The 22,132-nt window shown below is 70.2% G+C and carries 22 protein-coding genes; 11 read left to right on the top strand and 11 right to left on the bottom strand.

Features of this window, described 5'->3' with window-relative positions:
* Positions 1–326 precede the first annotated feature (326 nt).
* Positions 327–698 carry an ANTAR domain-containing protein gene (locus CG740_RS40700; RefSeq protein ID WP_324901044.1) on the top strand — a complete coding sequence of 124 codons (372 nt, stop codon included), beginning with the start codon at positions 327–329 and terminating at the stop codon, positions 696–698.
* A 71-nt stretch (positions 699–769) separates the two neighbouring features.
* Here CG740_RS40700 and CG740_RS03710 read toward each other — a convergent pair whose 3' ends face one another.
* The 3 genes from CG740_RS03710 to CG740_RS03700 form a co-directional block, all read right to left on the bottom strand.
* On the bottom strand, positions 770–1,177 hold the full coding sequence (locus CG740_RS03710; protein ID WP_100573390.1) for a GntR family transcriptional regulator: 408 nt from the start codon (positions 1,175–1,177) through the stop codon (positions 770–772).
* Positions 1,178–1,249: 72 nt separating this feature from the next.
* Positions 1,250–2,236 carry an ABC transporter permease gene (locus CG740_RS03705; protein WP_100573389.1) on the bottom strand — a complete coding sequence of 329 codons (987 nt, stop codon included), beginning with the start codon at positions 2,234–2,236 and terminating at the stop codon, positions 1,250–1,252.
* Positions 2,233–3,177, bottom strand: coding sequence for an ABC transporter ATP-binding protein (locus tag CG740_RS03700; protein WP_100573388.1), 945 nt, complete (start codon positions 3,175–3,177; stop codon positions 2,233–2,235). Before CG740_RS03700 ends, CG740_RS03705 begins: the two co-directional genes overlap by 4 nt.
* 296 nt (positions 3,178–3,473) lie before the next feature.
* Between CG740_RS03700 and CG740_RS03695 the strand changes: the two genes are divergently transcribed.
* Positions 3,474–5,324 (top strand): M1 family aminopeptidase, encoded by a 1,851-nt coding sequence (locus CG740_RS03695; RefSeq protein WP_100573387.1) that lies wholly within the window; start codon positions 3,474–3,476, stop codon positions 5,322–5,324.
* 90 nt (positions 5,325–5,414) lie between these two features.
* Here CG740_RS03695 and CG740_RS03690 read toward each other — a convergent pair whose 3' ends face one another.
* The 4 genes from CG740_RS03690 to CG740_RS03675 all read right to left on the bottom strand — a co-directional run bounded on the left by CG740_RS03690 (position 5,415) and on the right by CG740_RS03675 (position 8,772).
* Entirely contained in the window at positions 5,415–6,605 is a 1,191-nt protein-coding gene (locus CG740_RS03690) for an FAD-dependent oxidoreductase (RefSeq protein WP_100573386.1), read from the bottom strand.
* Between the two features lie 88 nt (positions 6,606–6,693).
* Positions 6,694–7,386, bottom strand: a complete 693-nt coding sequence (locus CG740_RS03685; protein WP_100573667.1) for a TetR/AcrR family transcriptional regulator — start codon at positions 7,384–7,386, stop codon at positions 6,694–6,696.
* A gap of 40 nt (positions 7,387–7,426) precedes the next feature.
* Complete coding sequence (locus tag CG740_RS03680) at positions 7,427–7,885, bottom strand: SRPBCC family protein (RefSeq protein WP_100573385.1); 459 nt, start codon at positions 7,883–7,885, stop codon at positions 7,427–7,429.
* Positions 7,873–8,772 (bottom strand): RNA polymerase sigma-70 factor, encoded by a 900-nt coding sequence (locus CG740_RS03675; protein WP_100573384.1) that lies wholly within the window; start codon positions 8,770–8,772, stop codon positions 7,873–7,875. Before CG740_RS03675 ends, CG740_RS03680 begins: the two co-directional genes overlap by 13 nt.
* Before the next feature lie 311 nt (positions 8,773–9,083).
* On the opposite strand from CG740_RS03675, the gene CG740_RS03670 reads away from it, so the two are divergent.
* From CG740_RS03670 to CG740_RS03660, 3 genes are all read left to right on the top strand, one after another.
* Positions 9,084–9,410 (top strand): helix-turn-helix transcriptional regulator, encoded by a 327-nt coding sequence (locus tag CG740_RS03670; RefSeq protein WP_100573383.1) that lies wholly within the window; start codon positions 9,084–9,086, stop codon positions 9,408–9,410.
* Between the two features lie 158 nt (positions 9,411–9,568).
* On the top strand, positions 9,569–11,689 hold the full coding sequence (locus tag CG740_RS03665) for a SpoIIE family protein phosphatase (protein ID WP_100573382.1): 2,121 nt from the start codon (positions 9,569–9,571) through the stop codon (positions 11,687–11,689).
* A gap of 71 nt (positions 11,690–11,760) precedes the next feature.
* Positions 11,761–12,075: a hypothetical protein gene (locus CG740_RS03660; RefSeq protein WP_100573381.1), complete on the top strand. Its 315-nt coding sequence runs from the start codon at positions 11,761–11,763 to the stop codon at positions 12,073–12,075.
* Between the two features lie 225 nt (positions 12,076–12,300).
* Here CG740_RS03660 and CG740_RS03655 read toward each other — a convergent pair whose 3' ends face one another.
* Complete coding sequence (locus tag CG740_RS03655; RefSeq protein WP_100573380.1) at positions 12,301–12,951, bottom strand: VanZ family protein; 651 nt, start codon at positions 12,949–12,951, stop codon at positions 12,301–12,303.
* Between the two features lie 284 nt (positions 12,952–13,235).
* Between CG740_RS03655 and CG740_RS03650 the strand changes: the two genes are divergently transcribed.
* A complete protein-coding gene (locus CG740_RS03650; protein WP_100573379.1) occupies positions 13,236–14,078 on the top strand; it encodes a polysaccharide lyase family 7 protein in 843 nt (280 codons plus the stop codon).
* 74 nt (positions 14,079–14,152) lie between these two features.
* On the opposite strand, the gene CG740_RS03645 is transcribed toward CG740_RS03650, so the two are convergent.
* The gene (locus tag CG740_RS03645) at positions 14,153–14,614 is read right to left on the bottom strand and encodes a Dps family protein (RefSeq protein WP_234376066.1); all 462 of its coding nucleotides are present in this window, start codon (positions 14,612–14,614) and stop codon (positions 14,153–14,155) included.
* A gap of 342 nt (positions 14,615–14,956) precedes the next feature.
* Between CG740_RS03645 and CG740_RS03640 the strand changes: the two genes are divergently transcribed.
* The 3 genes from CG740_RS03640 to CG740_RS03630 all read left to right on the top strand — a co-directional run bounded on the left by CG740_RS03640 (position 14,957) and on the right by CG740_RS03630 (position 16,908).
* Positions 14,957–15,226, top strand: a complete 270-nt coding sequence (locus CG740_RS03640; protein WP_100573377.1) for a GlsB/YeaQ/YmgE family stress response membrane protein — start codon at positions 14,957–14,959, stop codon at positions 15,224–15,226.
* Between the two features lie 168 nt (positions 15,227–15,394).
* The gene (locus CG740_RS03635) at positions 15,395–16,375 is read left to right on the top strand and encodes an SMP-30/gluconolactonase/LRE family protein (RefSeq protein WP_100573376.1); all 981 of its coding nucleotides are present in this window, start codon (positions 15,395–15,397) and stop codon (positions 16,373–16,375) included.
* A 128-nt stretch (positions 16,376–16,503) separates the two neighbouring features.
* A complete protein-coding gene (locus CG740_RS03630; RefSeq protein ID WP_234376028.1) occupies positions 16,504–16,908 on the top strand; it encodes a nuclear transport factor 2 family protein in 405 nt (134 codons plus the stop codon).
* 23 nt (positions 16,909–16,931) lie between these two features.
* On the opposite strand, the gene CG740_RS03625 is transcribed toward CG740_RS03630, so the two are convergent.
* Positions 16,932–18,179, bottom strand: coding sequence for a serine hydrolase domain-containing protein (locus CG740_RS03625; RefSeq protein WP_159030215.1), 1,248 nt, complete (start codon positions 18,177–18,179; stop codon positions 16,932–16,934).
* Between the two features lie 358 nt (positions 18,180–18,537).
* Between CG740_RS03625 and CG740_RS03620 the strand changes: the two genes are divergently transcribed.
* Together CG740_RS03620 and CG740_RS40215 are read left to right on the top strand one after the other, a co-directional pair.
* Entirely contained in the window at positions 18,538–19,494 is a 957-nt protein-coding gene (locus CG740_RS03620; RefSeq protein WP_100573373.1) for an SDR family NAD(P)-dependent oxidoreductase, read from the top strand.
* Between the two features lie 66 nt (positions 19,495–19,560).
* Entirely contained in the window at positions 19,561–19,725 is a 165-nt protein-coding gene (locus tag CG740_RS40215) for a hypothetical protein (protein ID WP_199846309.1), read from the top strand.
* Positions 19,726–19,742: 17 nt separating this feature from the next.
* Here the strand turns inward: CG740_RS40215 and CG740_RS03615 are convergent, their stop codons facing one another.
* A complete protein-coding gene (locus CG740_RS03615) occupies positions 19,743–22,127 on the bottom strand; it encodes an ATP-binding cassette domain-containing protein (RefSeq protein ID WP_100573666.1) in 2,385 nt (794 codons plus the stop codon).
* Positions 22,128–22,132: the final 5 nt, after the last annotated feature.

Here is a 22,132-nt window from a genome sequence, read left to right as displayed (position 1 = left end):
AGGCCCACGACCAGCGCGCAACCGGCCAGCGTGACCCACGAGATCAAGCCGCGATGACCACTCCACCAGTGCGGCGCATCGCGGGCCCGTATCGGCGTGCTTGTCTCGCGGCCAGGAATACCCGAACTGGGCTTCATGTATCACTTGACGTGTGTCGCGTACGCGCGCGAATCTGGGCGTGCGTGAACTGCCTCAATGCGCAGGGGGAGATGGCGATGCCACGCTGTGACCAGAACGGGGCCGGGCAAGCCGGCACCTGCCCCAGGCCGGACCACCAGCTCCCGCGCGACCCCGTCCCGGACCGCCCCGTCCCGGACCGCCCCGTCTTGGACCGCCCTGTCTTGGACGGCTCCGTCCCGGATCACGACGAGTTCCCTTCCCAAGGTCCGGACGCAACGGACCCCGACGCGGACCTACGCCTCGAACTCGACCAGCTGCGACGGGCCATGCGCAGCCGGGGCACCATCGACCTGGCCCGCGGCATTCTCATGGCCGCCTTCGGCCTCAGCCAGGACGACGCGTGGAAGGTCCTCGTCGCCACGTCCCAGCACACCAACACCAAGCTGCGGAGCCTGGCCGAGCAGGTGGTCGACTCCACCGGGGGCACCCCGCTGCCCGAATCCGTACGGAAACGACTCTCCGCGGCCGTCGCCGAGACCAACGCCGCCGCCGACGCCCAGCCCCAGCCCCAGGCCTAGCCTCGGGGTGGGAGGCAGAGCAGGATGACCGGGAGCACGGCCCGGCCCCAGGCGCCGCTCCTGCCAAAGGCTCACGCCGAAGGTGCCGGGGCAAGCGCGGCGGCGTAGGCGTGGGAGCGGACCGTGTCGAAGAGGGTGGTGACCTCCTGCTCCGTCAGGCCCAGGGAAACCGCCTCCCGCATCCACTCGGCGAGCCTGGCCCGGATCGGTGAGTCGGGCTCGCTGTCGGGGGCGGCCAGCGACCGGGTGATGAAGGTGCCGGCGCCCTGGCGCACCTCGACGAGTCCGGACCGTTCCAGCTCGCGGTACGCCTTGAGCGTGGTGTTGGGGTTGACCTTCGTGTCGGCGGCCACTTGCGCCGCGGTGGGCAGCCGGTCGCCCTCCTCCAGCGCGCCCATCCGCAGCGCCTGCTCGACCTGGTGGACGATCTGGAGATACGCGGGCACTCCGCTGCGTCGCTCTATGCGGAACACGACCATCGCACCCGCCTCCTTCCGTGCGTCTTGACGATACGGGCTGGTGTGAGGACTGACGTAGGGACCCGCGTACGGCTAGAGCGCCTGGCGCCGAGTTCGCCACACCACCAGCGCCACCAGGAGTGCGCTCCCGCCCAGCAGGAATCCGGCCGCCGTCCACTGAAGGCCGGCCATCTGGTCGTAACCGAAGTAGTCCCACACCGTGTTGACGATCCCCATCCTGGCCCGGCAGGCCTCGGGTGACGCGTCGCTCACACATGTACCCCAGCCGTAGACCTTGCCGGAGGCGGTGCCGATCCACTGGTCTACCTGGACCGCGCCGTCCAGCACCGCCGGATGGGCGCCGTCGAGCGGGAAGGCGACGCGGCGCGGGGTGGCGAGCCGCGTCCTGAAGTGGTCGCACACCAGGAGGAACGCCGCCGAAGTGAAGAACGTGACGGCCATAGCGGTGACCGCGCGGCGCGTCAGCGCGCCGATGGCGATGCCGAGGGTGGTGGTGAACAGCGTGAGCGCGATCAGGACCGGCAGGGTGTTGTCGAAGACCGTGCCGGACAGCCAGTCACTGGAGACCACAGTCCGCAGGGCCCGCCACCACCAGCCGAACAGTGCGCCCAGGACCGCCGTGGTGACCACGACCAGACCGAGCGCGAAGCCCAACTTCCAGAGCAGCCAGCGCAGTCGGGACACCGACTGGGTGGCGGCGAGACGGGCGGTGCCGTGCTCCTGGTCGGCGGAGAGGAGAGGGGCACCGATGAACACGCCGAACACGAGCGGCAGGTAACCGAGGTATCCGGCGAGGTTGTTGAAGGAGTTGTCGATGCTCTGCGCCGTTCCCCCGTCAAGGGCCACGGTGGGCTTCGCGGGCCAGCCGGCGTTGTGCAGCGTGTCCAGCATGGTGCCGCGTTCGTAGATGATCCAGAGCGCGCCGATGAGGGTTGCCGCGGTGCAGGCGATCAGGGCGGCACGGTGCTGACGCACCATCAGCCAGGCCAGACCGCGTATCCGGCGGCGGCCGCCGAAGGAGGCTTCCTGGCGCGCGGGGGTGCGGGCGAGGACGCTCATGCCACATGCTCCTCTCGGTGGGCGGGGACGGCTGTCGGCGAGAGCAGCGCGGGGGCCTCGGGATGGCGCAGGTAGCCGAGCAGCACCTCCTCCAGGCCTGGTTCGGCGAGCTGCCAGGTGGGGTCGAGCGGAATCTCATGGCGGACCAGGGCGGTGAACTGCCGCCCCGCGGTACGGACATCGATCACGGTGTGGGTACCCAGGGACTCGGGCAGGCCGCCGTCCTCGGTGATCCCGGTGACCAGGGTGTGCATGGGCACCAGCTCGTCGGTGTCACCGGCCATACGGATCCGGCCGTCCGCCATCACGAGCAGGAAGTCACACATGTGCTCCAGCTCGGAGAGCATGTGGGACGACATCAGGACGGTGGTGCCGCGTTCGGCGACCTCCGACATGAGCAGGGAGCCGATCTCGTCCCGGGCGAGCGGGTCGAGGTCGGACATCGGCTCGTCCAGGAGCAGTAGGTCGGGGCGCTTGCCGAAGGCGAGCGCGAAGGCGACCCGGGTCCGCTGGCCACCGGAGAGGGTCCCGACCCTGGCGTTCGGTTCCAACTTCCCTTCTCGCACGATCCGTTCGGCCGCGGCCCGGTCCCAGCCGGGGTTGAGTTCCTGCCCCATGCGGAGCGTCTCGGCCACGGTGAAGCGTTTGAACAGGGGCTTGTCCTGGCCGAGATAGGCGCACCTGGGCAGCACCGACGGATCGGTGACCGGGCGCCCGAAGACGCGCAGTTCTCCCCGTGTCGGCTCGACGAGCCGGGCGGCGATTCCCAACAGGGTGCTTTTTCCTGCCCCGTTGGGGCCGACGAGGCCGCAGACGCGGCCGGCCGGGATCCGGAAGGTCTCCTCCCGCAGCGCCCACCCCCGGCGGTACTTCTTGCCAAGACCGTGTGCCTCCAGGGCCCACCGGCTGTCACCCCCACCCGAAGTGGCCGTGCCGCTCATACTCCCCCTCCTTGCCGATTCCACTAGTCAACTAGTGGAATCATGGTCTGCTCGACGCGAGCCTGTCAATTGCCGCCGCCCGCCACCGGATGCTCCGCGCGTCTCTTGGCATGGCCTGGTCATAGCTGCGAAGCTTCCCTCCGCACGCAGCCCTGCCCCCAGGACGACGTGCACCCGTCCCACCTCAGTGATCGTGCACGTGCCGCACACAGTCCGCGGCCGTCCCGCGGCGCACCCAAGCCGATCGGGCGGCCATCGAGCAGGCCGGAATCCCGGCCGCCTCAAAGGAGTTCCGTGTGAGATCCACCCCCCACAAGTCCCTCGCGGCGGCCGCCTGCGCCGTCGCCGCGCTGGCTGCCGTCTCGCTTCCCGCCGTCCCGGCGTCGGCCGCGCCCGCCGCGCCCGCCGCCTGCACCCCGGCCCAGGTGGTCGCCAACGGCGACTTCGAGAGCGGCACTTCGCCCTGGACCCAGTCGTCGACGAGCGTGATCACCAATCGCTCCGGCGAGACCGCTCACGGCGGCACCCACTTCGCCTGGCTGAACGGTGTGGGCAGCACACACACCGACACCCTCTCCCAGAGCGTGACCATCCCCTCGGGATGCAGCACCGCCACACTCACCTACTGGCTTCACATAGACACGGCCGAGACCACGACGTCGACCGCGTACGACAAGCTCACGGCGAAGATCGGCAGCACGACGCTCGCGACCTACTCGAACCTCGACAAGAACACCGGCTACGTACAGAAGTCGGTCGACGTGTCCGGGTTCGCGGGGCAGACCGTGACGCTCGCCTTCACCGGCACCGAGGACTCCAGCCTCAAGACGAGCTTCGTCCTCGACGACGTCGCCCTCAACACCTCCGGCGGCACCACTCCGCCCGCCGACTCGACCCGCACCCCGGCCGCGCCCGCCTACACCGTGAACCTGACCAGCAACGCGAGCGGCAACGGCTGGACCGGACACGAGAGCGCGACCTTCACCAACGCCTCCGCCACCGCGCTCAGCGAGGTGTACCTGCGGCTGTGGGACAACTACCACGGCACCTGCTCGGCCATGCCGATCACGGTGGGCAACGTCACCGGCGGCACCGCGGGCGCCCTCTCCGTCGGCTGCACGGCCCTCAAGATCGACCTTCCGGCGCCGCTGCCCCAGGGCCAGAGCGCGACCATCGGCTTCGATCTGGGAATCACGGTGCCCGACGGCGCCGACCGCTTCGGCGCCGACGGGGCGTTCAACAACATCGGCAACGCCCTGCCCGTCCTGGCGATCCGGGACGCGGCGGGCTGGCACCTGGACCCGTACACCAACAACGGGGAGTCGTTCTACTCGCTGGCCGCCGACTTCAAGGTGACCCTCGACCACCCCACCGGTCTGCTGGTCCCGGCCACCGGCACCTCGGTGGACACCCCCGGATCCAGTGGCCGCACGATCACCACGGCGACCGCCTCCAAGGTCCGCGACTTCGCCTGGGCGGCCGGTCCGTTCAGCAAGATCTCCGGCACCTCACCGGCCGGCACGGCCATCAACATCTACTCGGTCTCGGGCATCAGCTCCTCCAGCGCCCAGTCGATGCTGGCGACGGCCAAGTCCGCCGTGGACACGCACGCGGCCCGCTTCGGGGCGTACCCGTACGGCGAACTCGACGCGGTGATCGACAACAACTACTGGTTCGGCGGCATGGAATACCCGGGCTTCGTGCTCGACCTGGTCTCCACCACGGCGCTCACGCACGAGATCGGGCACCAGTGGTGGTACGGCATCGTCGGCGACGACGAGTACAACAGCCCGTGGCTGGACGAGGCCTTCGCCGACTACTCCACCGACCTCGCCCTGAACCAGACCGGCACCAACTGCTGGAACAGCGTGTCGTGGGCCTCGTCGAGCGAGAAGATCACCAACTCGATGGCGTACTGGGACGCCCACTCCTCCCGCTACTCCACCGTCGTCTACGGCTACGGCAAGTGCGCCCTGCACGATCTGCGCCGGGTGATCGGTGACAGCGCGATGGCCAAGTTGCTGAAGGACTACGCCACTTCGCACTGGTACGGCGTCTCGACCACGGCCGAGTTCAAGGCGGCCGCCCAGGCGGCCACGGCCACGGACCTGACCTCGTTCTGGACCCAGCACCGCATCGACGGCTGACCTTCCGCACGCCCCACCGGTTCGCCGTGCGGGACAGTGGTTCCCCCATGTCCCGCACGGCGATTCCGCGTCACAGGGCGTCGGCCTGCCTCAGGCCCGTTCCGCGTCGAAGGCGGCGAACATGTCGAGCAACGGCTGCGGCGCACGGGAGTCGAAGATGGTCTCAAGGCCGTCGGCGGACTCCTGAGCCGTCGCCTCACTGCGCGGGAAAAGTGCTTCCTCGTACGCCGTGAGGGCGGCCTCGGTGTCCGTGGCGTACCTGGCAAGGGCGAGTCCGAGATCGGCGCCGTCCTTCATGGCGAGGTTGGCACCCTCGCCCGCGAACGGGGACATCAGATGGGCCGCGTCGCCGAGCAGGGTCACGCCCGGCACCCGCTCCCAGCGGTGGACGACGGGCAGGGCGTGGATCGGCCGGCCCGTGAGCGGGCCGTCGGCGTCGATGACCAACTGCCGCAGCTCGGGCGCCCAGTCGGCGAAGTGGGCCAGGAGCGCCGTCTTGGCGGCGGCCGTGTCGGTGAAGTCGATGGTGGACAGCCATTCCTCGTCGGCGCGCAGCGCGACGTAGAGGTGCAGGCTGCCGTCGGACTCCCGGTGGCCGAGGAACCCCTTGCCGTCGCCGAGGGCGAAGAACATGCCGCCGCCCATCAGCCGTGCGGCCTCGGGGTGGCGGGCCTCGGCGTCCATGAGGTCGAGTTCGACGAAGGAGATCCCGGTGTAGGCGGGGGTCGCGGCGGACAGCAGCGGCCGCACCCGGGACCAGGCGCCGTCGGCGCCGATCAGGAGACCGGTGGTGAACACACCGCCGTCAACAAGTGTCACCTCGTGCACTCCCCCGCCGATCGGCCGGGCGCCGGTGACCTTGGCACCCCAGCGCACCGTGCCGGGCGCCAGCGAATCGAGGAGCAGCCCGCGCAGATCACCGCGGTCGATCTCCGGTCGGCCGCCGGTGCCGTCGTCACCTTCCTCGCGCCGTACGCGCGCCTGCTGGTCGAGGATGCGCATCGCCTGTCCGCCCGGGTGCACCTTGGCGAGGAACGCGTCGTGCAACTGGGCCGCGCGCAGGGCCTCTTGGCCCGTTTCCTCGTGGATGTCGAGCATGCCGCCCTGGGTGCGGGCGTCCGGGGACGCGTCGAGGTCGAAGACCTCGGCGTGGATGCCGTTCAGCTGGAGGACCCGGGCGAGCGTGAGGCCGCCGAGGCCGCCGCCGATGATCGCGACGGGGTGGTGCGGGATGCCGATGGGCGTGGCGGGGTTCGCGGTGGGGTTCGTCGTCGGGTTCATGGCGGGTCCTCATTTCCTTGCGTGGCGCGGTAGTTCCTTGCCTGGGGGTGGGCGGTGAGCGGTCGTTCGGACCGGGGCCGTGGTGCTCTCACGGGGTGTCGCGCGGCGTGGTCTTCGTACCGTTGATCACCGCGCGGAAGATCCAGTCGAAGCGCTGCTCGGGCGTACCGGAGACGAGGTCGCCGCCGAGGGCCGCGATGCGCGGGTAGGTGTCGGCGGAAGCCTCGCGCAGGACCGCCGCGAGCGCGTCGTGCTCGTCGTCGGCCGAGCCGGACCGCGCGCGCGTCGACTGCTCGGCGGCGGTCGCCGTGGCGACCTGGAGCAGCACGTCGACCCCCCAGGCGGCCTGGGCGTCCGGCACTCCCCCCGCGTGGAGGAGCGCGAGGATGCCCTCCACCAGCGCCAGGTAGTGAGGGCCGGTGGGCCGGGCGACCAGCGCGGAGCGGGCAAGGCCGGGGTTCGCGAACAGCACCTCGACGTACGAGCCGAGCACCCCCAGCAGCCGTTCCCGCCAGTCGCCGCGCGCGTCGACCGGGGTCAGGTCCACCGCGCCGAGCAGCGCTTCCAGGACGGCGGCGTGCAGTTCGGCGGTGTTGGCCACGTACACGTACAGCGAGGCGGGCCCGGTGTCGAGCTCCTGGGCCAGGCGTCGCATGGTGACGCACTGCAGGCCTTCGGATTCCATCAGGCGCACGGCGGTCGTGACGATGCCGTCATGGGTGAGCGCGGGCTTGGCGGGCCGCTCGCGGCGGCTGCGGGGCGTGGAGGGCTGCGGGGTCACCACACGAGCGTAACGAACATGTTCGTCACGAACAAGTTCTTCACGAACGCGTTCGCCCGCGCGCGAGAGCCACGTCGGCCGCGCCGAGGATGCGGTCGAAGGAGCGGGTGATCATCGGCCGTACCAGGACGCGGGTCAGCACCGGGCCGAGCAGGGGCAGCTTCATCTCGGCACGGGTCGTCCAGCGCACCAGGGTTCCGCCGTCGACCTCGCTGAACGTCATGCTGCCGAACTCGTGCCGGGACGGCGGGAAGCTCCGCTCCACGATGTACTCCGTGGTGTACGGCGCCTCGTAGCGGGTGATGCGTTCCCTGAGCCAACCGATCGTCCAGAGGTGGCTGCGCACCGCACCCACGCCGTACGGCGCCGACTCGCCCCTGCGGGCCAGCCGGCAGCTCAGCACCAGCGGCGAGCGGGTGTAGTTCGTGGTGGTCGTGAGCCAGGCGAAGACGTCGTCGATGGGAGCGGCGATGACGCGCTCGGAAGTCATGGTTTCCACAGCCGGTGTTCTCCTCGGTCGAGTGGGCGCACCGCGTCCGCACGGTGCAGCTTGTCCGGGTTGCGCATGGCATAGAGGCCGGCGATCCGTCCGTCGTGGATCTCGAAGGCGACCAGCCAGTCGAGTTCGCCGTCGTTCAGGAACCGCGCCGCGGGCATGCCGTTGTAGGTGGCGGCCTGGATCCCGGTCGCCTCGGTGATGCTGGTGCGGGCCACGCCGAGGACGAACCGGGCGACCTCGGCGCTGCCGGTGATCGGGTGGCGCGCGGCAGTCACCTTCCCGCCGCCGTCCGAAATCTGGACGACATCGGGCGCCATCAGATCCATCAGGGACTGGACATCGCCCGCCGACGTCGCGAGCAGGAACCGCTGGACGATCTCGCGGGCAGCCGAGGAATCGGGCTCGAATCGGCGCCGCCGCGCGTGGACGTGCCGCCGTGCCCGGTGGGCTATTTGACGGACCGTCACTTCTGTTTTGCGCACCGAGGCGGCGATCTCGCCATGGGTGTAGCCGAACACGTCGTGCAGCACGAACACCGCGCGCTCGGTCGGGTTCAGCGTCTCCAGGACGAGCATCAGGGCCATCGACACCGACTCGGCCAGGATCACGTCCTCGCTCACCGCCGGGCCGGTACGGATGGGCTCGGGCAGCCAGGTGCCGATGTACTCCTCGCGCCGGGCCCGGACCGAACGCAGATGATTGAGGGCCTGGCGGGTCACGATCCGCACCAGGTAGGCACGCGGATGGTCGACCCGCGCCGCGTCGACCGCGCTCCAGCGCAGATAGCTCTCCTGAAGCACGTCCTCGGCATCGGCGGCGCTGCCCAGCATCTCGTAGGCGATGGTGAACAGCAGCGCGCGGTGCTCGGTGAAGGCGTCCTGCACCATGGGCGGATCCCGATCCAAGGCCGCTTCCTCCCCGCGCCCGCCCCGATTCCCCGACATCGCCATCCGGCCCTTTCCGTCGTCCACGCGGCCCGGTCGGTCCACGCATGCCCATCGAGACACCGCGGTCCGGCGAAGCGTGACAGGTTGATGGTGTGATGTGCTTCACGGCGGGGATGCGCGGCGGTGTGCTCACGGTGAGGATCCACGGTGGTGTGCTGGGAATGCGGGCGGCGAGCGCATGCACGACGTGGGTTACGTGAAGTCTTTTTCCCCTGATTGTTTGCACGAATGTCACGACCTACCCTGAGGGCATGGGTGCCGTACCTGAACCACACGCCGGCTGGACCTTCCTCACCAACCACGCCCGTGTGCTGGCCGCGATCGCCGACGATCCCCAGACCCGTATACGCGACATCGCCGCGCACTGCAGACTCACCGAGCGCGCCGTCCAGCGGATCATCGTGGATCTGGAGGAGGCCGGCTACCTGTCGCACACCCGGCACGGACGCTCCAATACGTACCGGATCGAGTCAGGCACCGAGCTGCGGCACCCCGCCGAGGCGGGCCTGACGGTCGCCACCCTCCTCGGCGTCCTCGCCCAGCACGACGAGCAGCGCGGTAGGCAGTCGAACCGCTGATCACGCGGCACCGGCCGGGCTCCGCCCGCCCGGGTCACTCACCGTGCTCACCTGCATCTCTTGCGACGTCTGGTCTGCCGATCGCGCCGCGCGGGGAGAAGATGGTGAAGGCGCCGGGACAGGAGTGAGGCACCGGACGGGCTGACGAAGGGCCGACGATGAACACATCCGAGGTATTCGGGGAGCGGCTCAGCCCCGTGCGCGTCGCCGCCTCCGAGCCGGGCGGCCTCCTCGACGTGCTGGGTGTCGCGGCCATCGTCCTCGACGAGGCCGGGCGGATCACCCTGTGGAGCCCGCAGGCCCACGAGCTGTTCGGCTGGGACGCGCAGGACGCCCTCGGCCACTCCGCCGCGAGGCTCCTGGTCGCCGAGGAGCACCGGCCGCTGGTCCTCGACCTGTTCGCCCGGGTGATGAGCGGGGGCGATACCTGGGCCGGCGTCTTCCCCATCCGGCACAAGGACGGCCGCACCCGGATGGTGGAGTTCCGCAACATGCGGCTCCAGGACGAGCACGGCGGCCTGTACGCGCTGGGAATCGCCACGGACGAGCCCACGCTGCGGGCGGTGGAACGCGACCTCGCACTGTCGGTGCGGCTCGTGTCGCAGTCCCCCATCGGCCTCGCCGTCCTGGACACGGAACTGCGCTATGTCCTCGTCAACCCGACGCTGGCCCGCATCAACGGCGTCTCCCCCGACGAGCACATCGGACGTACGGTGCACGACGCCCTGCCGTTCCTGGACCACGAGCACATCGAGGCCGCGATGCGACGGGTCCTGGAGACCGGTGTGCCGCTCCTGGACCAGACGGCGATCGGCCGCACACCGGGCGATCCCACCGAGCATGCCTGGAACGTGTCCTACTACCGTCTGGAGGATCCGGGCGGGCGGATCCTCGGCCTCGCGACTTCGATCGTGGACGTCAGCGAGCAGTACCACGCGGCGAACGAGGCCGCCGAGGCGCGCCGCCGCCTCGATCTGATCGCCCGTGCCTCGGTGCGCATCGGCACCACGCTCGACCTGAACCGCACCGCCCACGAGCTGGCGGACCTCGTGGTGACCGACCTGGCCGACATCGCGGCCGTGGACCTCCTCGACTCCGTCCTGGACGGCCGCGGCGCCGTCGAGGACCCCTCGGCCGGACCCGTGGCGATCAGAGCCCTGGCCGTCGCGGCCGCCTATCCCACCGACGCCCTCCAGGCCGCCGACACCCCGGGCAACATCGCCAAGTACAACGCGGAGCGCCTGGTCACCCGCTGTGTGACGACCGCCCGGCCGGTCCTCATCAGCCATGTCGAACCCGGTGACCTGGCGAACATCGCCCGCGACGAAGCGGCGGCCGCCCTGTTGGCGGGGGCGGGCCTGCACTCCTATCTGGCGGTACCGCTGATCGCGCGCGGCGAGGTGCTGGGCGCACTCGACCTCAAACGGGCCAGGAACCCGCAGCCCTTCACGCACGACGACGCCGTCCTGGCCCTCGAACTCGCCACCCGGGCCGCCGTCTGCATCGACAACGCGCGCTGGTTCCAGCAGCAGCGCCACGCCGCTCTCGCCCTCCAGCAGCACCTGCTCCCGCGCCAGCCGCCCCAGCCCACCGGTCTCGACGTCGCCTACCGCTATCAGCCGGCCGCGGCGATCGGCGAGGCCGGCGGCGACTGGTTCGACGCCATCCCGGTCGCCGGCGACAAGACCGCCCTCGTCGTGGGCGATGTGATGGGCCACGGCATCAACGCGGCAGCGACGATGGGCCAGTTGCGCACCGCCACCCGTACGCTTGCCGGGCTCGACCTCGACCCCGCCGACGTACTGCGCCACCTCGACCGCATCACCGCCGAGCTGGACGAGACCACGGCGACCTGTGTGTACGCCGTCTACGACCCGCACCGGACGAGCTGCCGCATCGCGCTCGCGGGACATCTGCCGCCCATCTGGGACCGCCCGGGCCGCGCTCCGCGCTTCCTCCAACTCCCCACCGGGGCGCCGCTCGGCGTGGGTGGCGTGCCCTTCCGGGCGACCACGGTCGACTGTGCGCCCGGCGATCGGCTCGTGCTGTACACGGACGGGCTCGTGGAGACCCGGGACCAGCCCATCGACGACCGGCTGCGCGCCCTGCTCGACTCCCTGACCCACCATCGGCTGCCCCTGGAGGCGACCTGCGACCGGCTCCTGGCCGCACTGCCCCCGCCGCAGCGTCACGACGACATCGCCCTGCTGATCGCCCAGGTCACCCCGTCCCGCCGACCGGCCGACGGTGCCCCGGCAGCCCGCGCGGACGGCCGGTAATCGCGCCCGCGCACCCCGTTCGCCGCAGCGCGGGGTGTACGAAGCGGGCCCACGGGGCACCCGGTAGCTCTATGACCACCTATGTCGTAACGATCCCCGGCACCCTCCTCGCGGAGCGCACCGAGGCGACCATCAAGACCCTGGAGAACGCCCTGCGCCCCGCCGATCCGCGCGGAACCCAGCTGGGCGAGGCGGAGCATCTGGAGATGCTCACGTTCTACAGCGGGTCCTCGGCGTTCAGCATCCGCCTGGAGGTGGAGGCCGACGACACCAAGACCGCCGAGCAGCAGGCCCGCCAGACGGTCTCCGCCGCGCTGCGGACAGCGGGCTATTCGCAGGACCAGGCGCCGCTGGGCGACGCCACCATCACGGGCATCACCGAATAGCCGAGCAACGGGAAGACCGACGGCGCGAAAACCGAAGGACGACGGACGCCCGGGTGCGACCGGCCTCCGCCAACTCCACTCATCGACAGGGGAGTTGTACGAGGCGGCCGGACACCCGGGCGTCGTCGTTCAGTCGCGTCGTTCGGTCGTCGCTCAAGCCCCTCACGCGGCCCTCAACCAGCCCTCAAGCGTGGTGCGGCTTGCCCCGTTTCCCGACGGGCTCACTCACCGCGCCGGTTTCCGTACCGCCCGCAGGATGGCGGGCAGGCGCGGCTTCGAAGTGATCGGTACGTCCGAAGCACCGGTCGAAGGGGCTTCGGGGGAAGGCGCGTCCGCCGCTTCGACCGGACGGTCCTCGGGAATCCCCGCATCGGCCGGACGACGCTGCCACCAGTGCTGCCGACGCGGGTGCAGGGCGCGGCCGAGACGACGGCCGAGCAGCAGGTAACCGGCGAAGGCGCCGGTCGAGTTCAGGATGACGTCGTCAATGTCGAAGGCGCGCCCCGTGACGAGCAGACCCTGAGCCGTTTCGACGGTGAGCATCACGAAGGCGGTCATGAGGACCACCCGCGCGACGCCGCGCGTCCTGGGGAACAGCACGGGCAGCAGCACGCCGAACGGCATGCCGAGCACCACATTGCCGCCGACCTGCTTCACCGCGTCCTTCCAGTCGGGCTGGGCGAGGTAGGCGCGGATGGAATCGCCGGGGTGCAGATTGGTGTGCGTGAACCGGACGGACGCCGGCGAGGGAACCAGGGTGGCCTTGGCCAGCACCACCGCGAAGGCCACCATGCAGACGAATCCGACGATCAGCACGACGACACGGGCCGCCACCGCCGGCCAAGTACGGCGTTGAAGCCGTGGTTCTGATGCCATGCCATCCCCAGTACCCGCTGCGCATGGGCACACGCACTTGGCCGCGGCCGCAGTCAGTGGCCCCGTTTCCTCAACGCGCGCCCGGCGCCGCCGAGTTCACGTGACGGCGACGCGCAGATCTATTGACGGGTCCACGCCAGGGTTCTACGGTTTCCCCGTTCATATCACGGCATGTCGTTCAGCATACGGAACATGAACTGCGGGACGCCCCACCCGAACGAAGACCCCGCACCCAGCACCCAGCACCAGGCACGCCCTTCCCCCACGAACGAAAGGGTCCCCCCATGCGCATACGCCCTCGGCTCCTCCCCCTCACCGCCGCCGCCCTCGCCGCCGTCAGCAGCCTGGCCTTCGCGCTGCCCCCAGCGTCAACTGCCCACGCCATCAACGGCGTTGCGGGGCCGAGAAGCGGGGACGCCGGCACGTTCGGTCCGGCGGCGAGCACGTCGGTCGCACCCGGAGGCAACTTCGACCTGTCGGTGTGGGAGCTCCAGGAGCCGGTGGGCTCCCCCGGTTCGCCGACCACGATCCCTTCGTCCCGCCTCCTGGGCGCGAACGGTTTCCAGGACACGTACTTCTACACGGACCCGCGTGACGGCGCGATGACGTTCTGGGCTCCGGAGAAGGGCGTGACCACGCCGAACTCCAACTACGCCCGCTCCGAGCTGCGCGAGATGAACCGCGACGGCAGCCCCGCGAACTGGTCGCTCGCGGGGTCCCATCGGCTGAACGCGACGCTGCGCGTGGTGTCGGTGACGTCCAACGTCTGCGTCGGGCAGATCCACCTCGGCACGGGCGGCTCATCCACCAAGCCGCTGGTGGAGCTGTACTACCGGGCCAACGGCGACATCGTCCTCGGCACGGAGGATTCGCCTTCGGGCGGCCAGACACCGCACCCGGTGGGACATGTGGCGGTCGGCAAGACCTGGAGTTACACGATCGCCGTCTCGGGCGGCCACACCGTCGACCTCACGGTCAACGGCACCACGACCCACTACGCGATCCCGTCCTCCTTCGACAGCTACCGGCAGTACTTCAAGGCCGGCTCGTACAACCAGTCGTCCTCCAGCAGCACCACGAAGGGCGCGCGCGTCGCCTTCTACGGCCTTGAGGTCGCGCACAGCTGAGCGTGCTGCCGTCCAGCCACGTGAACGGCGACCGCCGCTGAGCCGAGGCCACCCCGGGGCGCCAGGGCCCTCGGTCAGCTGTTCTCCGCCTGGAACATCCAGGCGTGCTTCTCCAACTCGCCCGTCAGGGTGATGAACAGGTCCTGGCTCACCGGGTCCGGCTCGGCCGTTTCGGTGATCCTCTCGCGCATCCGCTCGATGATCCTGCCGAGGGCGGTGACCAGCACCTGAACCGCCTCGGTGTCCTTGATCCAGCCATCCGGCACCGTACCGATCGCACTGGCACCGGCCAGCGTGGCCGCCCGCCCGTCGGGGTTCACGCCGAGCGCCGAGGCGCGTTCGGCGACGGTGTCGGAGTGCTGGCGGGCCGTGGCCACCACGTCGTCCAACTGGAGGTGGACGGAGCGGAAGCGCGGGCCGATCACGTTCCAGTGCACCTGTTTGGCCACGAGCGACAGGTCGACGAGGTCGACGAGCGCCCCCTTGAGAGCCGGGCCGACCACCTTCAGATCCGCGTCGGACAACGAACCCCGCACGCCCGACCCCTTCACGCCCGAGCCCTTCACGCCGGCCCCCGTCACACCGGACCCCTTCGCACCAGACATCGCTTCTCCCCTCGACGATCGCGTCGATCGACGGGATCGTCGATCTCGGTAGACCGCGTTCCTCGCAAAGGGCACATCAAACCCGGGCGGCCCCGGCGTCCCGCGCCCCCTCGCTCCGGAGGCCCACGCACCTCCAATGGCCGATGCGCATGGCATACCGGTTCCCGGCCTGGGCACTCTTCCTCACAGGGCCCCTCGGCCACTCGGAACAGCTCACCACCAGCACCGGACCCATCAGGGTGCGGTCACATCGACGTTGGGACGGACCACACCATGAGCATCATCGCCTGGATCCTGATCGGCCTGATCGCGGGCGCCATCGCCAAGGCACTCATGCCGGGCAGGGACCCGGGCGGCTGCCTGATCACCATGCTCATCGGCATCGTGGGCGGCCTCCTCGGCGGGTGGCTCGGGAAGGTCATCTTCCACGTCCACTCCATCAACGGCTTCTTCCACCTCTCCACCTGGATCGCCGCCATCGTCGGTTCGATCATCGTGCTGATCCTCTACCGCCTGATCATCGGCAACCGCAGCCGCAACTGAGCGCGAGCGGTCGGCGGTACGGACAGCAGTGACGACGCACACACCGGTCGAGGGCCGGTGAGTAGGCCGAACTCCCCATGCCCTGCCTGCTGTTGACGCACAATCTACGGATCCGGAAGATCCCGGAGTCGCAGTGTTGCCCAACAGCCCAGGCAGGGAAGGGAATTGATGAGGCCGACGACCACGCTCCGCGCCGCGATACGAGGCTCTCGCATACGAGGCTCTCACCGCAGATCCCTGTTCGTCGCGGCCGCACTGGCCGCCGCCGCGGCCCTGCTCACCCCCGCCACCGCCCACGCGGCTCCCCCATGTGAGTCCGCCACGACGACAGCGCCCGTCCAGGTGGCGCACGTGCCCGACTGGGCCGAGTCGATCGTCGTCGACCAGCGGGGCCGGATGTTCGTTACGGCGTACTTCAGTGGCCGGGTCTACCGCATCGACGCGCCCGGCAGCGACCCCGTCCCGCTCACCGGGAACATCGGGGCCAACGGCGGCATCGTGGTACGCCCGGACGGTCAGCTGCTCGTGGGCACGGGCAACGACCTCGGCCACTCGCTCACCGGTGACATCCTCCCGGTCTCGAAACTCCTCCAGGTGGACCCCGACTCCGGCAGGGTCAGCACCTACGCCTCGGGGCTCGGCGGCATCGACGGCGTGGCCCTCGCCCCCGACGGCACCGTGTACACCACCGCCGTGGGCGGCCGGAACATCGGCCGCGTGACACCCGACGGCCAGGTCGAGCCCGCCTGGGCCCACGTTCTGATGCCCAACGGCATCGCCGTCTCCCCCGACGGCACCCAGGTCTACGTCATCCAGACCACCGTCGCCCCGGCTCTGTACCGCATCCCCGCCGATGATCCGGCGCATCCGCAACGCTGGATCACCGCCGGTCCCGCCGACACCCTCGCCCTCCCCGACGGCCTCACCCTGGACAGCCGGGGGCGCCCCCTGATCGCCACACACGCGGCGGGTCAGATCTGGCGTGCCGAGGGCGGATCGCTGTGCGCCGTGCAGGCCGGGATGTACCTCTCCACCCAGATCACCTACGGACACGGCGACCGCGGATTCGCGGCGGGCAAGCTCTACCGGTCCGGCGTGGACGGCAAGATCTACGAGGTCCCGGCGGGAACCGACCCCACCGGACGCTAGCCGCACCGCGCGCTGGACAATCCCGGTAACGGCCCGCGCGCGGACCATCCATGCGCGGGCGGTCCGTGCGAGGACGGTCCGAGAGAGGCGACCCACCCGTGGAAGACGTACCCGTGGAAGGCGTACCCGTGTCCGAAGTCAAAGCAGAGATCGACCAGTTGATGCGTGCCTTCCTCGGGGCGTTCACCAATACCGACGGCGACGGGCCGAACCTCGCCACCATCCGCGAGGTGTTCCTCCCGCAAGGGATGATCATCAACAACTCCGGGCCCCGCCCCGTCGTCTACGACCTCGACGCGTTCATCGCGCCCCGGGAGCGGATGCTCACCGACGGCACCCTGACGGACTTCTCCGAGTGGGAGGTCCACGAGCGGACCGAGGTCTACGGCTCGGTCGCGCACCGCTTCAGCGACTACGCCAAGTCCGGCTTCCGCGACGGGCAGTGGTTCGAGGGCGCGGGGCGCAAGACGACCCAGTTCGTGCGCACGCCCGCGGGCTGGCGGATGAGCTCGATGGCCTGGGACGACGCGTAGGCCGCTGCTGGCTCCTCGGCGGGTCAGATGCGCGAGTCCTCGACGGCCGCAACGGTGTGGGTCTCGCCGAGGCGTGGATGACACGGTGCGGCGGGGCGTACGGGCCGGGGCCCGCCGCAGAACGCGGGGTCGAGCACATCCATCAGCCCCTGAGTGACGGCACCGTTGTTCGAGGCGTTGGCGAAGACGACGACGGTACGGCGGCCGTCCGGTGTGGCGAAGGCCTGCGACTGATAGCCCTGGACGATTCCGCCGTGGCCGAACACCGCGCCGCAGCTGAGGGAGATCCGCCGCAGACCCAGCCCGTATCCGATCCTCGTCACACCAGTGGGCAGGGCCCGTGTCATCTGACGCAAGGAGTCGTCGGAGACCAGCCCTCCGGTGCGCCCGGCGAGCAGCGAGGTCAGGAACCGGTCCAGGTCGCCGGCCGAGGACACGATCGCGCCCGCGCTGCCGATCCAGGAGGCGGTCTGCTCGGTCGAGTCGAGGAGCGGCCTGCGGGGGTCGTCGTTGGTCAGGTATCCGGTGATGTGCCGGCCCGTGATCTCCTTCGCGGGCACGGTGAACGATGTCCTGCGCAGCCCGAGCGGCCGGACGATTTCCTCACGCAGAAGCTCGGCGTAGGGCCGGCCGGTGAGGTGCTCGGCGGCGAGGCCCAGGAGCAGGAAGCCGGTGTTCGAGTACGCGTAGGCGCTGCCGGGCGCGAACTGCGGTCCGTGCCGCACCGAGCGGGCCACCAGGTCGCGGGGCGCGTAGACCGAGTTGCGGATGCGCGCCTCGAAGACGGCCGTCGTCTCCTCGCCGCTCTGCTCAAGGAGGTCGTTGACGTGGTCGTACACCCCGGCGCGGTGTTCCAGCACCTGGCGGGCGGTGATCGGCCAGCTCGGTGGGAGCGTGCCGGGCGGCAGATACTGCGATAGCGGCCGGTCGAGATCCAGCAGGCCCCGTTCGGCGAGGCGCAGCACGATGACCGCGGTGAACATCTTGGTGTTGCTGCCGACCCTGAACCGCGCGTCCGCCCGCATCCGCGTGCCGTCCAGGTCTCCCTCGCCGACGGCGAGCGAACGGTCGAGGCCGGGGTGGGCATGATCGCGGATCACGGCGAACGCACCCGGCGCCCCCGCGGCCGTGACGCGAAGCAGCGCGGCGCGCAGCCCGTCCGGGTCGGGCTCCTTCCGCACCTGTACGGCGGAGGCGCCCAGCGCGCTCACGGCCACCAGGGCCGCGGCCGTGGCGAGCGTGGTCACTGAACGGGCGAGCCTTGTCCTCATCACTGGGTCCTCATCACTGGCGCGGTCCTCACTGTCCCCCGATGCACTGTCCCTCGGTGCACTGTCCTTCGACGTGCTGTCCCTCGATGCGCCGTCCCTCCATGGGCCGTCCCTCCATGGGCCGTCCCTCCATGGGCCGTCCCTGGATACCGACCCCCGCTCGCGCGGCGAGATCGTATACATGTGCCGGGATGCGGCCCGGGCAACGGGGAGCGCCCGGCGTTTCGTGCGGGTGGGACGCGGCTGCTGTAGGTGGGTTGTCGGAGCGTTGTCGGTTCCGTCTGGAACGTTCGGGGTGTCACCGCGGCTCGGTGGGCGGATCCCCCGAACGTCGCGTACCGCAGGCAAGGAGCGACCCATGAACCCCACCGCACCCCGGAACGAACCGTGGGACGTCCACCGGCTGCCGCACGCCGCGGGCCGCAGCGTTCTGGTGACCGGCGGCAACGCGGGCATCGGATACTTCGTCGCCGAGCAACTCGCGGGAGCGGACGCCGCGGTGATCCTCGGCAGCCGCGACCCGGCGAAGGCCGAAACGGCCGCCGGTTCGATCCGGGCCCGGGTCCCGGGTGCGTCGGTCCGTCATGTACGGCTCGACCTCGCAGACCTGTCGTCCCTCCAACACTGCGTCGCTGCGCTGGAGTTGAGCCATCTGGACGCGGTGGTCCACAACGCGGGTGTGGCGCTCGACGATCCGCCCCGGCTCGCGACCAAAGACGGCCATGAGCTGATGTTCGGCACCAACCACCTCGGTCATCTCGCCCTGACCCAGCACCTCCTTCCCCTGCTCGCGGCGGCCCCCGCGGCCCGCATCGTGACCGTGGGCAGCTTTGCGGCGAAGACAGAGCGGATCGACCTGGACGACCTCCAGTCCCGCCGGGACTACCGGCCGAAGCGCACGTACGGCCGGTCGAAGCTGGCCCAGATGTATGGAGGGCTCGAACTGGCCCGGCGCCTGGCCGAGTTGGGCAGCCGGGTGACGAGTGTGGTGGTGCACCCCGGCGGGGCGCTGGACTCCCTCACCCCCGCGCGACCGCCCGTCCACACCCGGACGCCGGGCGAGCGGCTGCGGGGTGGGGCCGCGGCGCTCGTCCTCCAGGGCAAGCACGCCGGCGCGTGGCCGGCGGTGCGGGCGGTGCTCGATCCCCGGGTCGCCAGTGGGGAGTTGTGGGGGCCGCGGGTCTTCGGGCTGCGCGGCCGGCCGCACCGCGAGGCCGTCTGGAGTCACCTCACCGAAACCACGGTGGCCTCCCAACTCTGGTACAAGAGCTGCGAGTTGCTCGACATCGATCCGGACTTCTGTCGTGCCGCGTGAGCATGCTCATGAGAATCGCGGGCAGGAGCACCTCACAGACGTTGGTTCGAAGGGGAGGCTGCTGCCATGTCGGTTCTTGGGCGTTTTCCCGCTGGCGGTCCGCGCGGCTCATGGCCGGCCGAGGAGTTCGCGGCTCAGTTGAGGCACCGCGGCCGGGCGGCCACGGTGGTGATGGACCTCGACAGTGACATGTTCCTCGTGGTCGAGCGGCGCCGCGAGGAAGCCGCCTGACCGTACTCCGGGCGCCCTCAGCCAGTGACGTACTTGGCCAGATGTTCTCCCGTCAGGGTGGGACGGGTGGCGATCAGGTCGGCGGGGGTGCCCTCGAAGACGATCCGGCCGCCGTCGTGGCCGGCCCCGGGGCCCAGGTCGATGATCCAGTCCGCGTGAGCCATCACGGCCTGGTGGTGCTCGACCACGATGACCGACTTGCCGGAGTCCACCAGCCGGTCGAGCAGCCCCAGTAGCTGCTCGACGTCGGCGAGGTGCAGACCGGCCGTGGGCTCGTCGAGGACGTAGACACCGCCCTTGTCCCCCATGTGTGTGGCCAGCTTCAACCGCTGCCGCTCGCCGCCGGACAGGGTGGTGAGGGGCTGACCGAGGCTGAGGTATCCGAGGCCCACATCCGAGAGCCGGGTCAGGATCCGGTGGGCCGCGGGCGTCGCCGCCTCTCCGGAGCCGAAGAACTCCGTCGCCTCGGTCACCGACATCGCGAGCACCTCGCTGATGTCGCGGCCGCCGAAGTGGTAGTCGAGGACCGACGCCTCGAACCGCTTGCCGTCGCACTCCTCGCACGGGGTGGCGACCCCGGCCATCATCGCGAGATCCGTGTAGACGACGCCGGCGCCGTTGCAAGTGGGGCAGGCGCCCTCGGAGTTGGCGCTGAACAGGGCCGGCTTCACGTCGTTGGCCTTGGCGAACGCCTTGCGGATCGGTTCGAGCAGACCCGTGTAGGTCGCCGGGTTGCTGCGCCGCGAGCCCCGGATGGCACCCTGGTCGACCGAGACGAGGCCCTCGCCCGCGGGGATGCAGCCGTGCACGAGCGAGCTCTTGCCGGATCCGGCGACGCCGGTGACCACGGTGAGGACACCGAGCGGGATGTCGACATCGACGTCGCGCAGGTTGTGCGCCTTCGCGCCGCGGATCTTCAGCGTGCCGGTGGGCTCGCGCACCTCGTCCTTGACCCCGGCGCGATCGTCGAAGTGGCGGCCGGTGACGGTGTCACTGGCCCGCAGCTCGGCGACCGTACCCTCGAAGCAGACCGTGCCGCCGCCCGTGCCCGCGCCCGGCCCGAGGTCGACGACGTGATCGGCGACCACGATCGTCTCCGGCTTGTGCTCGACGACGAGCACCGTGTTGCCCTTGTCGCGCAGCCTGAGCAGCAGGTCGTTCATGCGCTGGATGTCGTGCGGGTGCAGGCCGATGGTGGGCTCGTCGAAGACGTAGGTGACATCGGTGAGCGAGGAGCCGAGGTGGCGGATCATCTTGACGCGCTGGGCCTCCCCGCCCGACAGCGTGCTTGCCGGCCGGTCCAGCGAGAGGTAGCCGAGGCCGATCTCCACGAACGAGTCGAGGGTTTCCACCAGCGTGCTGAGGAGTGGCGCCACCGAGGGTTCCTTGAGGGCGCGCACCCACTCGGCCAGGTCCCTGATCTCCATGGCGCACAGGTCGGCGATGTTCTTCCGCTTGATCTTCGAGGAGCGGGCGCCCTCGTTGAGCCGGGTGCCGTCGCAGTCGGGGCAGACGGTGAAGGTGACCGCGCGCTCGACGAAGGCGCGGACGTGCGGCTGCATCGAGTCGGTGTCCTTGGACAGCATCGACTTCGTGACGCGCGGGATCAGCCCCTCGTACGTCATGTTGATGCCCGCGATCTTCATGCGGGTCGGCTCGCGGTGGAGCAGGTCCTGGAGTTCCTTCTTGGTGAACTTGCGGATCGGCTTGTCCGGGTCGAAGAACCCCGACTCGATGTAGAGACGGGAGTTCCAGCCGCCGCCGGTGTAGCCGGGAATGGTGAACGCGCCCTCGTTGAGCGACTTGCCGTCGTCGTAGAGCTGCGTCAGATCGATGTCGCTCACCGAACCCCGGCCCTCGCAGCGCGGGCACATGCCGCCGGTGATGCTGAAGCTGCGCCGTTCCTTGACCTCCTGCCCGCCGCGCCGCACGGTGACCGCACCGGCCCCGCTGATGGAGGCCACGTTGAAGGAGAACGCCTTGGGCGAGCCGATGTGCGGCTTGCCGAGCCTGCTGAACAGGATGCGCAGCACGGCGTTGACGTCGGTGGCGGTGCCGACGGTGGACCGCGGGTCACCGCCCATGCGCTGCTGGTCGACGGTGATCGCGGTGGTGAGCCCGTCCAGCACATCGACTTCGGGGCGTCCGAGCGTCGGCATGAAACCCTGGACGAAGGCGCTGTACGTCTCGTTGATCAGGCGCTGCGACTCCGCGGCGATCGTGTTGAACACCAGCGAGCTCTTGCCCGAACCGGAGACGCCCGTGAACACCGTGAGGCGGCGCTTGGGGATCTCGATGCTGACGTCCTTGAGATTGTTCACGCGCGCGCCGTGCACACGGATCATGTCGTGGCTGTCGGCAGCGTGCGGCGCGGGCGGCCGCGGGTCCGTCCTCTTGGCCATGCTGA

It is taken from the genome of Streptomyces sp. CB01201 (assembly GCF_002803085.1).
Lineage (GTDB): Bacteria > Actinomycetota > Actinomycetes > Streptomycetales > Streptomycetaceae > Streptomyces > Streptomyces hundungensis.
The sequence above is the reverse complement of the archived record's forward strand: the minus strand, read 5'-3'. Positions and strand labels throughout refer to the sequence as shown.

Coding starts and splice junctions, on each gene's coding strand:
- CG740_RS03650 (WP_100573379.1), top strand. CDS start 13,236: ATGCGCATACGCCCTCGGCTCCTCCCCCTCACCGCCGCCGCCCTCGCC.
- CG740_RS03620 (WP_100573373.1), top strand. CDS start 18,538: ATGAACCCCACCGCACCCCGGAACGAACCGTGGGACGTCCACCGGCTG.
- CG740_RS03670 (WP_100573383.1), top strand. CDS start 9,084: ATGGGTGCCGTACCTGAACCACACGCCGGCTGGACCTTCCTCACCAAC.
- CG740_RS03705 (WP_100573389.1), bottom strand. CDS start 2,236: ATGAGCGTCCTCGCCCGCACCCCCGCGCGCCAGGAAGCCTCCTTCGGC.
- CG740_RS03640 (WP_100573377.1), top strand. CDS start 14,957: ATGAGCATCATCGCCTGGATCCTGATCGGCCTGATCGCGGGCGCCATC.
- CG740_RS03660 (WP_100573381.1), top strand. CDS start 11,761: ATGACCACCTATGTCGTAACGATCCCCGGCACCCTCCTCGCGGAGCGC.
- CG740_RS03675 (WP_100573384.1), bottom strand. CDS start 8,772: ATGGTGCAGGACGCCTTCACCGAGCACCGCGCGCTGCTGTTCACCATC.
- CG740_RS40215 (WP_199846309.1), top strand. CDS start 19,561: ATGTCGGTTCTTGGGCGTTTTCCCGCTGGCGGTCCGCGCGGCTCATGG.
- CG740_RS03625 (WP_159030215.1), bottom strand. CDS start 18,179: ATGAGGACAAGGCTCGCCCGTTCAGTGACCACGCTCGCCACGGCCGCG.
- CG740_RS03710 (WP_100573390.1), bottom strand. CDS start 1,177: ATGGTCGTGTTCCGCATAGAGCGACGCAGCGGAGTGCCCGCGTATCTC.
- CG740_RS03655 (WP_100573380.1), bottom strand. CDS start 12,951: ATGGCATCAGAACCACGGCTTCAACGCCGTACTTGGCCGGCGGTGGCG.
- CG740_RS03635 (WP_100573376.1), top strand. CDS start 15,395: ATGAGGCCGACGACCACGCTCCGCGCCGCGATACGAGGCTCTCGCATA.
- CG740_RS03700 (WP_100573388.1), bottom strand. CDS start 3,177: ATGAGCGGCACGGCCACTTCGGGTGGGGGTGACAGCCGGTGGGCCCTG.
- CG740_RS03665 (WP_100573382.1), top strand. CDS start 9,569: ATGAACACATCCGAGGTATTCGGGGAGCGGCTCAGCCCCGTGCGCGTC.
- CG740_RS03690 (WP_100573386.1), bottom strand. CDS start 6,605: ATGAACCCGACGACGAACCCCACCGCGAACCCCGCCACGCCCATCGGC.
- CG740_RS03615 (WP_100573666.1), bottom strand. CDS start 22,127: ATGGCCAAGAGGACGGACCCGCGGCCGCCCGCGCCGCACGCTGCCGAC.